Here is a 12,012-nt window from a genome sequence, read left to right as displayed (position 1 = left end):
CCATTAACCATAGCCGCTGGGCGGTCCCTTAAGCATTTTTCCCTAGGCCGGCTGCATGGTCCGGGCCTGGAGCAAGTCAGCCAGCGACGCTGTCGGTCGCCTTGCGCGCTGCGCGCGCGGGGGCGTTGCCGTTATCGGTGCGCTGTCGCTGACGACCATCGTCGGCATGGGGGCCTTCGCGGTCGAGCTGGGGCGCGGCTATGCCACCGACGCGACCAACCAGCGGGTCGCCGACATGGCGGCGCTGGCCGGTGCGCTTGCCTATAACGTCAACAACAACACCACGCAGATGACGGCTTCGGCCAAGGCGGTCGTTGTGGCGCAGGGCCTGCCGGCCAGTGCCGCAACCGTGGCGCTGGTGACCGACGCGCCGACCGGCAAGCAACTGGTGCAGGTCACCGTCACGACCTCGGTCCCGCTGGCTCTCGCCAGAGTGCTCACGGCATCGCTGTCCTACGACGTCACGGCAACCGGCTCCGCTACCACCTCGACGACCAGCAGCACCGCCCCGCCCTGCATCGCGGCGCTGTCGGCGACGCCGACCCATGGCATCACCCTGACCGGTGGCGTCAGCATCAATGCACCGGGTTGCGCGATCGGCACCAATGCCGGCGTCACCGTGCCCTATGGGACCACCATCACGGCCAAGCAGGTCCTCGCCGGCAAGAGCGTCAACAATCCCGGCAGTGCGATCACGACATCGCCGACCGCCAACAACATCCTGCAGAACAAGTCGGGCGCGGCGAGCGACTGGATGAAGGACGACAGCGGGGTGAAGTCTGCCCTGTGTCAGGTCAACAAGCTGACGGGCACGAGCGATGCCGATTATGCCGACGGCAATACGACCTGCATCTCCGCGAAGGTGGCACCGACGACGGTCAGCTATACCGGGCCGGCAACCGACTGGACGCTCGCTTATGAGGCGGTCGGGACCACCGAACCAGGCAGATATCAGGCGAGCGCCTATAGCTGCAATTACAGCATCCCGGCGGGGACCTACACGATCCGCAAATTGACCGTGCCTGGTGGCTGCAAGATCAGCTTCGCTTCAGGATCGACGCTGACCTTCGGCTCGATCGACATGAGCGGCGACACCATGACGATCGGCAACGGGACGGTGACGGTCGCAGGCGATTTCAAGGTCAATGCCAACAACCCCATCACCGTCGGCAGTGGCGATCACAGTTTCGGCTCGCTGACGATCCTCGGCGGCAAGAAGATCGACATCGGCAGCGGCAACTTCAACCTTGCCGGCGGCATGAGCCTGTCGGGTGGCGCATACATCAAGGTCGCGATCGGGGTGGGCAACACGGTGGTCATCGGCAAAGATGGCTCGGGCAACGCGATTACGGTCGAAGGCGGCAGCCAGGTCTGTTTCACGTCCGATTGCACCAAGGCGACGGCTGCGGCCGGCGTCTTCAGCGCCGACGGCAACATCTCGAACACCGGGGGTGGCAGCCTGATCGTGTTCCCCAAGTCGGTGAACCATGTGATCAACGGCAATCTGTCGCTGTCGTCCTCCGCGATCTTCGGTGCCGGCATCTACATCATCAAGGGCAATTTCACGAACGGGACGGGCGGCACGATCCAGGGCACCGACATCAGCTTCGCGCTCGGCGGCACCTTCTCCTTCGCGGGAGGCACCACGCTCGACCTCGCCGCGCCGGGGGCCAGCGCCAGCTATGGTGTGCCCAATGTCCTGCTGATGACGAAGAGCAGCAGCGCGACCCAGCTGGGTGGCGGTGCATCGGGCAAATATTCGGGCCTCGTCTATGCGCCAAAGTCCGACATGGTGGTCGACGGCGGCGCGTCCATGTCCTCGGGCACCTCGGCCTGCCTGATGCTGATCGTGAACACGCTCAGCCTGAACGGCGGAACGGCGATCGGCAGCACCTGTACGGGCGTGTCGAACGCTTCGAGCAGCGTCGCCAGCGTGGCGCTGTTCAAATGATGCGGCGCCCCAGCTTTGGGCCGCTGGTCGGCGACCAGCGCGGCATGGCGACGATCGAGTTTGCTTTGCTCTCGGTGCTGTTCTTCTTCGTGATGACGGCCGGGCTCGATATCGCCATGTGGTATCACCAGCGGTTGCGCCTCGACAGCGCGGTGGAGCAGGGGGCGATGATCGCGTTCAACGGGCGCACCGCCGTCAACCAGAGCGCGATCGGCACCTATGTCGGGGCAGCGGCCAAGCTGTCGACCGCGCCTACGGTGACGGTCGGATGCAATGGCGGCACGTCCAACTGCGTCAACAGCGCGCGGACCTGTGCCTGCCTCGGTGGCACATCGGCCGCGCCCACCTATACGACCGCTGCCTGCAACTCGACCTGCAGCGATGGTAGCCTGGCGGGCTACTACATGACGATCAGGGCGACCGCGACGAGCAACACGATGCTCGTTCCCGCCGCGATGCTCGGCGGCGCGCTGACGCAGACCCGCACCGCCGTGGTGCGGCTCGAATGATGCTCCGACTGCTTCTCCGGGACCGGCGCGGCGTCACCGCGACCGAGTTCGCGCTGGTGGCACCGGTCTTCCTCGCCTTCATGTTCCTGATCATCGACGGCGCGCGCATGGCGTGGAGCTTCCAGGCGCTGCAGGAGGTCGCGACGAACAGCGCGCGCTGCGCCGCACTTGGTGCGACCGGCTGTACCGATAGCGCCGGAGTGAAGAGCCATGCCGTCGCCCGCGCCGCCGCCAATGGGGTAAAGATCAGCGCAACGGCGGTCACGCTGACCAGCGCAGCGACCTGTTCATCCGTGTCGGGCATGACCAAGGTCGCGATCTCCACGACCTATCAGGGCGCCTCGACCAAATTGCTGCCGAGCACGCTCACGACGCTCGCCGCCGAAAGCTGCTTTCCGACCGCGCCGTCCTCATAGTCGCTCCGGCCTGGCTGCCAAGACTGTGGATAAAACAGGCGGCGAGGGCTGACGAATCCCTCCGGGGGGCATACATTCCGACTCATGCCCTATCAGCCCTTCGTCCCGCTGCGGATCTTCTCCGCCTACACGATGCTCGAAGGCGCGATCGATCCGAAGGCGATCGCCAAGCACGCCCGCAAGCGCGGTTTTCCGGCTGCGGCGCTGACCGACCGCAACGGCCTCTATGCGGCGATGGCCTTTTCAGATGGCGCCAAGAAGGAGGGCGTGCAGCCGATCATCGGTACGATGCTCGCCGTGCGTCGGCCGGGGATCGACCAGCTGGTGATCGACTGGATCGCCCTCTACGCGCAGGACGAGCGGGGCTATGACGATCTCTGCGCGCTGGTCTCTGCGGCGCATCTGGAACGGCCGGTTCACGAGGAAGCGCATGTCCCGCTGTCCAAGCTGGAAGGGCGTACCGACGGGCTGATCGCGCTGACGGCGGGGGGCGAGGGCGCCCTGGCCCGCCTGCTGGCCGAGCAGCAGCAGTCTGCGGCAGAAAGCTATGCCGACACTCTGCAGGCCTTTTTCCCCGGCCGCCTCTATGTCGAGCTGTGCCGGCGCGGCAATATGGTCGAGGAGCAGGCCGAAGCGGCGCTGATCGACCTGGCCTATGCGCGCGATCTGCCGCTGGTCGCCACCAACCCGGCCTGCTTCGCCGAGCCTGAATTCCACCCCGCACACGACGCGATGCTGTGCATCGCCAGCTCTTCCTATATCGACACGGCAGAACGCCCGCGCAGTTCGCCCGACCTCTGGCTCAAGCCAGCGGCGGAGATGCAGCGTCTGTTCGAGGACCTTCCCGAGGCGCTCGCCAACACGCTGGTGGTCGCGCAGCGCTGCGCCGTTTCGGCGCCCTATCGCAAGCCGATCCTGCCCAGTCTCGCCGGCGACCGCGATGGCGAGGCCGAGATGCTCCGCCGCGATGCGCGCGAAGGGTTGGAGCGGCGGCTGCAAAAGCTCGGCATCACCGATCCGCTCGAGCGCGAATCCTATTTCGATCGACTGGCATTCGAGACCGACATCATCATCAAGATGGGCTTTCCGGGCTACTTCCTGATCGTCGCCGACTTCATCAAATGGGCGAAGGAGCAGGGCATCCCCGTAGGGCCGGGCCGTGGGTCGGGCGCGGGTTCGCTGGTCGCCTGGTCGCTGACCATCACCGATCTCGATCCGCTGCGGCTGGGTCTGCTGTTCGAGCGCTTCCTGAACCCCGAACGCGTGTCGATGCCCGACTTCGACATCGACTTCTGCGAAACCCGACGGGGCGAGGTGATCCGCTACGTCCAGCAGAAATATGGCCGCGATCAGGTGGCCCAGATCATCACCTTCGGAAAGCTGAAGGCCCGTGCCGTGCTCAAGGACACCGGCCGCGTCCTCCAGATGAGCTATGGCCAGGTCGACCGCCTCGCCAAGCTGGTGCCGAACCACCCGACCGATCCCTGGACACTCGACCGCGCGCTGAACGGCGTGCCGGAGATGGCGGCCGAGTATAAGGGCGACGTCGAGGTCCGCCGTTTGCTCGACCTTGCAATGAAGCTCGAAGGGCTACCGCGCCACAGCTCGACCCATGCCGCCGGCGTGGTGATCGGCGACCGCCGTCTCGACGCGCTGGTGCCGCTCTACCGCGATCCGCGCTCGGACATGCCGGTCACCCAGTTCGACATGAAATATGTCGAAGGCGCCGGACTGGTGAAGTTCGACTTCCTCGGCCTGAAGACGCTGTCGGTGCTGCAGAAGGCGGTTCAGTTCCTGAAACAGCGCGGGATCGAGGTCGACCTCGATGCGCTCACCTGGGACGATCCCGAAGTTTATGCCCTGCTCCAGCGCGGCGACACGGTCGGTGTGTTCCAGCTCGAATCCGAAGGCATGCGGCGCACGCTCGCTGCCGTGCGGCCCACCTGTTTCGAGGACATCATCGCGCTCGTCTCGCTCTACCGACCGGGCCCGATGGACAATATCCCGACCTTCGGCGCGCGCAAGAACGGGCGCGAGCCGATCCAATATCCGCACCCGCTGCTCGAAGGCATATTGAGCGAGACCTACGGCATCTTCGTCTACCAGGAACAGGTCATGCAGGCCGCGCAGATCCTGGCCGGCTATTCGCTCGGCGACGCCGACCTTCTGCGCCGCGCCATGGGCAAGAAGATCAAGGCGGAGATGGACGCGCAGCGCAGCCGTTTCGTCGATGGTTGTGCGAAGAACGATATCGGGGCCGAGAAGGCCAACGAACTGTTCGACTTGATCGACAAATTCGCCGGCTATGGCTTCAACAAGAGCCACGCAGCCGCCTATGCGCTCGTCGCCTATCACACCGCCTGGCTGAAGGCGCACCACAAGGCCGAGTTCTACGCCGCCTCGATGTGCTACGACATGGCGCAGACCGACAAGCTCGCCATTTTCATCGATGACATGCGGCGTATGGGCGTTCAGTGCCTGGGCCCCTGCATCAACCACAGCGAGGCCGAATTCTCGGTAGAGCCCCATGGCGAGGACCATGCGGTGCGCTATGCGCTCGGTGCGCTCAAGGGCGTCGGCGAGAAGGCGATGGAGCAGCTCGTCGACGAGCGCAAGGCCAAGGGCGTGTTTCGCTCGCTCGAGGATTTCGCCGACCGGATCGATCCGCGGCTGCTGAACCGGCGCCAGCTGGAGAGCCTTGCGGCTGGGGGCGCGTTCGACGCGCTGGAGGACGAGCGCGCCGGCGTGTTCGCCTCGGCAGAGCTGATTCTCGCCCACGCGTCGAGCGCGGCACAGCAGCGCGAGAGCGGGCAGGGCGGCCTGTTCGGCGACCTCGATGATGGCGGGATTCCCCCGATCCGGATCGATCGCGGACTGTCCTGGACGCTGATCGACCGGATGGGAGCCGAGAAGGAGGCGTTCGGCTTCTATTTCTCCTCGCACCCCACCGATCAGATCCGGCATCTGGCCGATGCCAATGGCGCCCGCAGCTTCGCTGCCCTTTGCGCGCTGCCGGCGCCGGCCGATGGCGGGCGGGTCAATGCGGTGATGGCCGCGCTCATCGAGGAGGCGCGCTGGCGGACCTCGGCCAAAGGCAAGCGCTACATGATGGCGACTTGCTCCGATTCGAGCGGACAGTTCGTCGCGACCTGCTTCGACGATCTGGCGTCGGCCGAACTGGAGACCGCAGCCAAGACCGGTGCCTGCGCCCTGCTGCGCGTCGAACTGGACTGGCGTGCGGGCGAGGAGACCCCCCGGGTCACGATACGGACGCTGCAGGGTTTCGACACGATGGAATCCATCCGTTTGCGGGTCGATGTCGAGACGGCGGATGCGGCAGCCATTCCCGCCCTTGCCGCACTGGTCGCCGACGAACGCGGGGGCAGGGGCGAGATGTATCTGAAGGCGCTGCTGCCCGACGGCTCGCGCGCCGAGGTCTTGCTAGGCCGCGATTTCCGTCTGGACGCCGAACTGGTGGCCCGGATCGAGCGGCTGCCCGGCCTGACGGCCCGCATCGGTACATCCGGCCGGCCGCAGCTTCATCTGGTCGGCGCGTAAGCGCAAAGGCTGGCTCATCGTTGCGGCTCTTCCTCACCCTTTGGACAGGGTGAGCGAATAGCCGTTGCAGAATGTGACTACATGTTCATATTCCTGCTCGACACGGGGCTGAGCGGTCCCGATGCCTGGGAGAGCGATATGACCGATGTGCAGGCGCAGCAGCGCGCGCAATATCCCGACAACACCTGGGCCGACATTGCCGCCCGTGATGGCGACCTGCCTCCGGTCCTAGCGCTGCAGGTCAATCCGCCGCAGGATCTGCGACCGATCGACTTCGAACGCTACACCTCGCCGCGCCATTTCGACCTCGAGATCGAGCGGATGTGGAAGCGGGTGTGGCAATATGCGACCCGCGAGGAATATCTCGCGGAGGAGGGCGACTATGTCGTCTACGATCTGGCACGCCTGTCCGTGGTTCTGGTCCGCACGGCCGACGGCATCAAGGGCTATGTCAATTCCTGCCTGCACCGCGGCACCAAGCTGAAGCCGTCCGGCGACGCGGGCTGGAGCGCATCACTGGCCTGCCCGTTCCATGGCTGGGAATGGGATCTGTCCGGCTCGATCAAAAAGATACCCTGCGAATGGGAGTTTCCTCAGCTCGACAAGGCTAAGGCCTGCCTGCCCGAGGTCCGGGTGGACAGCTGGAACGGCAATGTCTTCATCAGCTTCGCGAAGGACGGGCCGAGCCTGGCCGAATATCTGCAGGATCTGCCGGCGCATTTCGCGAACTGGGACATGACCGGCTGGTATGTCCACACCCATATCCGCAAGCATCTGCCCGGCAACTGGAAGCTCGCGCAGGAGGCCTTCATGGAGGCCTATCACACGCCCGTCGTCCACCCGGAAATGACCAACGTCGTGGGCGACCATAATATGCAGCACGACATCTTTTCCGACCATGTCAGCCGCGACCTCTGCGCGATGGCGACGCCCAGCCCCACGTCCAACGTCAATATGAGCGAGCAGCAACTGCTCGAAGCCATGCTGGTCGGCGACGGCTCGATGGTGGGCGAGCGGTCCGAAGTTCCACCGGGCAAGACCGCGCGCTGGGTCATGGCGCAGCAGCTGAAGCAGACGATGCAGCGCGACCATGGGCTGGATTATGCCGGCCACTCGGTGCCGGAGATGATCGACAGCATCAAATATGCAGTCTTTCCCAACGTCAATTTCTACCCCGCGCCTGGGCTGTGCCTGATCCAGACCTTCCGCCCCGATGGCCACGATCCCGACCGTTCGATCTTCGACCAGCTGGTGCTGCGGCCCAAGCCTGCGAGCGGTGATTTCACGCCGGCGCAGGTTGTCGATATCGCCGAGGATGTGCCGTTCAGCAGCGTCGAGGGCATGGATCCCTTCCTGGCCAGCGTGCTCGATCAGGACACCGACATCATGCGGTGGCAGCGCGAGGGCATGTATGCGAGCGCCACCGGCGTGCAGATCCTGTCCAACTATCAGGAATCGCGCATCCGGCACCTGCACGACACGCTCGACCGGTATCTGGCGGGCGAACTGTAAGGCCGTTCCCGATCAGCCACGCCTTTCCGAGGCCGGCGTGCGACCGCCGCCGACGGGAAGATACTCTGTCAGAAGAAAGACAAGCCGATGGATCTCGAACTCAAAGGCAAGAAGGTCATCGTCAGCGCCGCAACACGTGGGCTGGGCAGACGAATCGTCGAGCGTTTCCTCGATGAAGGTGCGATCGTCAGCTTCTGCGGCAGGCGTGCCAGTGCCGGCGAACCCAACCCGTCCGATGGCGAGGTCTATTCCAACCCGCTCGCCGGAGACGGGGTGAAGGAGGCCCTCGCCGCCTTGTCATCGCGCGGGCAGGTTTATGGCAGCGTCGTCGATTGCGGCTATTTCGATCAGGTGACCGCCTGGGTCGAAAGGGCGGCGGACGAGATGGGCGGCATCGACATCGTCGTCTCGAACGCCAGCGCGCTGGGCGGAATCCCGCGCAGCCGCAAGGGATGGGACATCAACTATAATGTCGACCTGATGTCGGCGGTCGCGATGTTCGACACCGCCCTGCCGCACCTGAAAGCGTCGGGCAGCGCCGCCTTCGTCCAGATGTCGACGATCACCGCGATCGAGAGCCACGCCTTCGGCGAAAGCGGCTTTTCCTATGGCGCGATCAAGGCCGCGCTGATCAACTACACGCACCAGTTGTCGCAGGACTACATGCCCTTGGGTATCCGCTGCAACTGCGTGTGCCCGGGGCCGACCTATGTCGACGATGGGAGCTGGGGCTTCCTCGAAGAGGCGATGCCCGATTATTATGAGGCCAACCGGCTGAAGCATCCTGCCGGGCGTTTCGGCCGGCCGGACGAGATCGCCGATGCGGTGCTCTATCTGGCGTCCGCGCGGGCCAGCTGGATAAGCGGCGTCAACCTGACCGTGGACGGCGGCTTCACGCGCAACGTGAAATATTGAGATGCCGCCCCGCATCGATACGCCGCTGACGCGCCTGACCGGCATTCGGCTACCGATCGTGCAGGGGGGCATGCAATGGGTGGGGCGCGCAGCGCTTGCCAGCGCCGTGTCCAATGCGGGCGGCCTCGGCATATTGACCGCTTTGACGCAGCCGGCGCCGGAGGATCTGGCGCGGGAGATCGAGCTGTGCCGAGCGATGACGGAGCAGCCCTTCGGCGTAAACCTGACGATCCTGCCCACCCGCATGCCGCCGCCCTATGAAGCCTATCTGCAGACGGCGATCGACGGCGGCGTGACCGTGCTCGAGACGGCCGGCATGATCCCGCCGGAGTTCTTCGCGCGCGCGAAGGCGGCGGGGATGACCATCCTGCACAAGTGCACGACGGTGCGGCACGCCTTGTCGGCCGAGCGCAAGGGCGTCGACATCATCTCGATCGACGGGTTCGAGGCAGCGGGCCATCCGGGCGAGGAGGATGTCGGCGGGCTGGTGCTGGTACCCGCGGCGGTGCGCCGGCTGTCGATCCCGGTGATCGCATCGGGCGGCATCGCCGATGGCGCCGGACTGGCGGCAGCGCTCGCGCTCGGTGCGGCGGGTATCAACATGGGAACGCGCTTCTGCGCGACGCAGGAGGCGCCGATCCACCCGGCGATCAAGGCCGCTCTGGTGAAGGCGAGCGAGGGCGACACCCGCCTGATCTTCCGCACGCTGCGCAACACCGGCAGGGTTCTGGGCAATGTCGTGTCGGAAGAGGTCATCGCCATCGAAAATCGTCCCGGCGGCGCGGGGTTCGAGGACATCGCCCATCTGGTCGCTGGAGCGAGGGGGCGTGCCGCGCTCGAAACCGGCGATGTCGATGGCGGGCTTGTCTGGGCGAGCCAGGCGATCGGTCTGATCGACGATGTTCCGACCTGCGCCGAACTGCTCCTGCGGATGGCGCAGGACTGCTCGGATCGGCTGCGGGCGGCGCTTTCAAGCTGCGGGCCGGAACGGGTGGCTGCCTGATCTTCTATGGCGCCACGTGCCGCTGGCGCATATGGGAGCGACATGGAAGAATCCGAGAGTTCCGCCGCATTGCTTGGCAGACTTCCCTTCGAGCGCGATCCCGCCGTGTGGCTCGCCAACTCGACCAGCTATGTCATGCCCCGCCAGCAGCGCAGCCGTGCGGCACTGGAGCGCATCGTCGCCGCTGCCATGAAGCTGTTTGCGGAGCGGGGCTTCGAAGCGACACCGGTGAGCGCCATCGCTGCCGAGGCCGGCGTTCCGGTGGGCACCGTCTACCAGCGCTTCGCCAGCAAGTCCGCCCTGCTGCAGACGGTAATCGAAGGGTTTCGCGCGCTGCGCATGCATGAGATCGAGACGATGTGCCGATCGGCGCAGGACGGCTCGGTCAGGCCCATCGATGTCGTCACGCTCCATGTCGATATCATCTTCAGCGCCTTTCAGAGCGACGACGGCCTGTTGCGCCTCATCGAGCGGCACCGGCTGGACGATGTCGCCACGCACCGCGACCAGAGCGAGGCCAATGCGCAGGTGGCGGCGTGGATTGCGGACCTCCTGATCGCCAAGCTGCCCGATCGGGACGCCGACGATCTGCGACGCAGAGTGACCTATGTCCACAACATCATCCGCGGCGCGGTGATATGGTCTATCCTGCCGGTTACGGGCGAACTGAACCCCGAACTGCGGATCGAGTCGCCCGATTTCGCCGAGGCGGCCCTGGCGATGGCGCTCGCCTATCTGGATATCGAGCGCGGCTAGATAGGCTGGCTGCTCAGGAGTTGAGTCCGATATAGCCCAGCTGCGCCGCCTTGTAGACGGTCTGGCTGCGATTGACCGCATTGAGCTTCGCGCCCGCATTCATGATGTGGAAGCGGACCGTCGCCCGGCTGCGGGAGATGATCATGCTGATCTCGATGTCGGTCTTTCCAACGGCGGCCCAGGAGAGGCATTCCACCTCGCGCTTGGACAAGAGCGACCAGTTCGCCGGGATTCCTCCGAGCTTCACCATCGCCCGTTGATAGGAGGTGACGAAGGTGCGCGAATAGAGCCCGAGCATGTCGGCATAGGCCTCATATTCGGCCGACAGGTCGAGCCTCGTCGGGTCCGGCAAGGTGAAGCTGACCGAGCCGATCTGGCCGAAAGGCAGATGGACGGGAACGACGATCGCCGCGCGGGTCAGGGCGCGTTTCTCGAAGTCGGCAAGATCGATCTCGTCCAGCCAGCTGTTGGGGAGGCGGGTGCGGAAGCCTTCGGCATTGACCCAGAAGGGTTCGGGCTCGAAGCGGCACGCCGTCGTGAGCGGCGATGCGAGCGCAAGATAAGGCGTGCACAGCCATTTGTCCTGTTCGGTCCAGCCGAAGACGTCGGTCGCCAGATTGGCGCCATCGCCATCGCGCATGCGCTGCCTGAGCGCGATGTTGTCGCAGGCTGCGATCCTGCACTCGAACATCTCGTATATCGCCTCGCGAAAGGCGATCGCGGCCCGGCGAACATCGCTTCGATCGCGGATCCGCACGGCATCGATCTTGTCCGGGAAGTTCATCTCTGTTCCCCTGCGCTGGAGCCGGCGAGCCTTGCCTCAGACCGGCTTGATGGTCGGATTGGGATGGATTTCGAGGATCTCGAAGACATTGCCGAAGAAATCGCGCCCATAGGTGGCGGCGAAGCCCGTCTTCTGGCCGTCCTCATCGACCGTGATGGTCGACAGGTCGGGCGGGGTGTGGAAGCTTAGACCCGCAGCGATCATCCGCTCATAGGTTGCCTGAACGTCGTCCACCTGAAAGCCGACATGGGTGTAGCCATGAAGATGGACCGGGCGGTTCGGATCGGCCGCAGGCTGTTCGGGCGTCAGATATTCGAAGATCTCGACCTGCACGTTGCGCAACCGGGCGATGAAGGTTCGCGCGCTGGTGGCCGGAACGCCGATGATCGCGTCAATCCACGGATTGCCGGCCTCCCATGCGACTTCCGAGATGATCTCGGCGCCGAGCAGGTCGACGTAGAAGCGGCGCGCGACCTCGATGTCGGGGACGGACAGCGCGAAATGGTGGACGCCTTCGAGATGCGCCTTCATTGCGGCTGCGTCCGCGCGAGGGCCATGGGCGACCCGTCGTGGATGATTCGGGGGACGCCCCAATCAGGCGGGATCGC

Annotated in this window: 10 protein-coding genes; 8 read left to right on the top strand and 2 right to left on the bottom strand. The window is 65.2% G+C overall.

Annotated elements, in window-relative coordinates; all coding sequences use genetic code 11:
* Positions 1-55: 55 nt before the first annotated feature.
* The 8 genes from ACNI3R_RS02710 (at position 56) to ACNI3R_RS02675 (ending at position 10,620) form a co-directional block, all read left to right on the top strand.
* Positions 56-1,951 (top strand): hypothetical protein, encoded by a 1,896-nt coding sequence (locus tag ACNI3R_RS02710; RefSeq protein ID WP_426179683.1) that lies wholly within the window; start codon positions 56-58, stop codon positions 1,949-1,951.
* Positions 1,948-2,460, top strand: coding sequence for a TadE/TadG family type IV pilus assembly protein (locus ACNI3R_RS02705; RefSeq protein WP_426179681.1), 513 nt, complete (start codon positions 1,948-1,950; stop codon positions 2,458-2,460). Before ACNI3R_RS02710 ends, ACNI3R_RS02705 begins: the two co-directional genes overlap by 4 nt.
* Positions 2,457-2,876, top strand: a complete 420-nt coding sequence (locus ACNI3R_RS02700; protein ID WP_426179679.1) for a TadE family protein — start codon at positions 2,457-2,459, stop codon at positions 2,874-2,876. Before ACNI3R_RS02705 ends, ACNI3R_RS02700 begins: the two co-directional genes overlap by 4 nt.
* A gap of 84 nt (positions 2,877-2,960) precedes the next feature.
* Positions 2,961-6,434, top strand: coding sequence for a DNA polymerase III subunit alpha (dnaE, locus tag ACNI3R_RS02695; protein WP_426179678.1), 3,474 nt, complete (start codon positions 2,961-2,963; stop codon positions 6,432-6,434).
* A gap of 81 nt (positions 6,435-6,515) precedes the next feature.
* On the top strand, positions 6,516-7,946 hold the full coding sequence (locus ACNI3R_RS02690; protein WP_426179676.1) for an aromatic ring-hydroxylating oxygenase subunit alpha: 1,431 nt from the start codon (positions 6,516-6,518) through the stop codon (positions 7,944-7,946).
* Between the two features lie 87 nt (positions 7,947-8,033).
* Entirely contained in the window at positions 8,034-8,861 is an 828-nt protein-coding gene (locus tag ACNI3R_RS02685; protein WP_426179674.1) for an SDR family NAD(P)-dependent oxidoreductase, read from the top strand.
* Position 8,862: 1 nt separating this feature from the next.
* Entirely contained in the window at positions 8,863-9,864 is a 1,002-nt protein-coding gene (locus ACNI3R_RS02680) for an NAD(P)H-dependent flavin oxidoreductase (protein WP_426179672.1), read from the top strand.
* A gap of 42 nt (positions 9,865-9,906) precedes the next feature.
* Positions 9,907-10,620 (top strand): TetR/AcrR family transcriptional regulator, encoded by a 714-nt coding sequence (locus ACNI3R_RS02675; RefSeq protein WP_426179671.1) that lies wholly within the window; start codon positions 9,907-9,909, stop codon positions 10,618-10,620.
* A 13-nt stretch (positions 10,621-10,633) separates the two neighbouring features.
* Here ACNI3R_RS02675 and ACNI3R_RS02670 read toward each other — a convergent pair whose 3' ends face one another.
* Together ACNI3R_RS02670 and ACNI3R_RS02665 are read right to left on the bottom strand one after the other, a co-directional pair.
* On the bottom strand, positions 10,634-11,404 hold the full coding sequence (locus ACNI3R_RS02670) for a helix-turn-helix transcriptional regulator (RefSeq protein ID WP_426179669.1): 771 nt from the start codon (positions 11,402-11,404) through the stop codon (positions 10,634-10,636).
* Between the two features lie 36 nt (positions 11,405-11,440).
* Positions 11,441-11,935 (bottom strand): VOC family protein, encoded by a 495-nt coding sequence (locus ACNI3R_RS02665; protein WP_426179668.1) that lies wholly within the window; start codon positions 11,933-11,935, stop codon positions 11,441-11,443.
* Positions 11,936-12,012 lie beyond the last annotated feature (77 nt).

Origin of the sequence: Rhizorhabdus antheiae, from assembly GCF_049889055.1 — a bacterium.
Taxonomy (GTDB): domain Bacteria; phylum Pseudomonadota; class Alphaproteobacteria; order Sphingomonadales; family Sphingomonadaceae; genus Rhizorhabdus.
Note: the sequence above shows the minus strand (reverse complement) of the source record. Positions and strands in the feature narration are given on the sequence as shown.

Excerpts from the sequence above, each read along its gene's own strand:
- ACNI3R_RS02705 (WP_426179681.1), top strand. The coding sequence starts at position 1,948 with ATGATGCGGCGCCCCAGCTTTGGGCCGCTGGTCGGCGACCAGCGCGGC.
- dnaE (WP_426179678.1), top strand. The coding sequence starts at position 2,961 with ATGCCCTATCAGCCCTTCGTCCCGCTGCGGATCTTCTCCGCCTACACG.
- ACNI3R_RS02685 (WP_426179674.1), top strand. The coding sequence starts at position 8,034 with ATGGATCTCGAACTCAAAGGCAAGAAGGTCATCGTCAGCGCCGCAACA.
- ACNI3R_RS02690 (WP_426179676.1), top strand. The coding sequence starts at position 6,516 with ATGTTCATATTCCTGCTCGACACGGGGCTGAGCGGTCCCGATGCCTGG.
- ACNI3R_RS02675 (WP_426179671.1), top strand. The coding sequence starts at position 9,907 with ATGGAAGAATCCGAGAGTTCCGCCGCATTGCTTGGCAGACTTCCCTTC.
- ACNI3R_RS02680 (WP_426179672.1), top strand. The coding sequence starts at position 8,863 with ATGCCGCCCCGCATCGATACGCCGCTGACGCGCCTGACCGGCATTCGG.
- ACNI3R_RS02670 (WP_426179669.1), bottom strand. The coding sequence starts at position 11,404 with ATGAACTTCCCGGACAAGATCGATGCCGTGCGGATCCGCGATCGAAGC.
- ACNI3R_RS02700 (WP_426179679.1), top strand. The coding sequence starts at position 2,457 with ATGATGCTCCGACTGCTTCTCCGGGACCGGCGCGGCGTCACCGCGACC.
- ACNI3R_RS02710 (WP_426179683.1), top strand. The coding sequence starts at position 56 with ATGGTCCGGGCCTGGAGCAAGTCAGCCAGCGACGCTGTCGGTCGCCTT.
- ACNI3R_RS02665 (WP_426179668.1), bottom strand. The coding sequence starts at position 11,935 with ATGAAGGCGCATCTCGAAGGCGTCCACCATTTCGCGCTGTCCGTCCCC.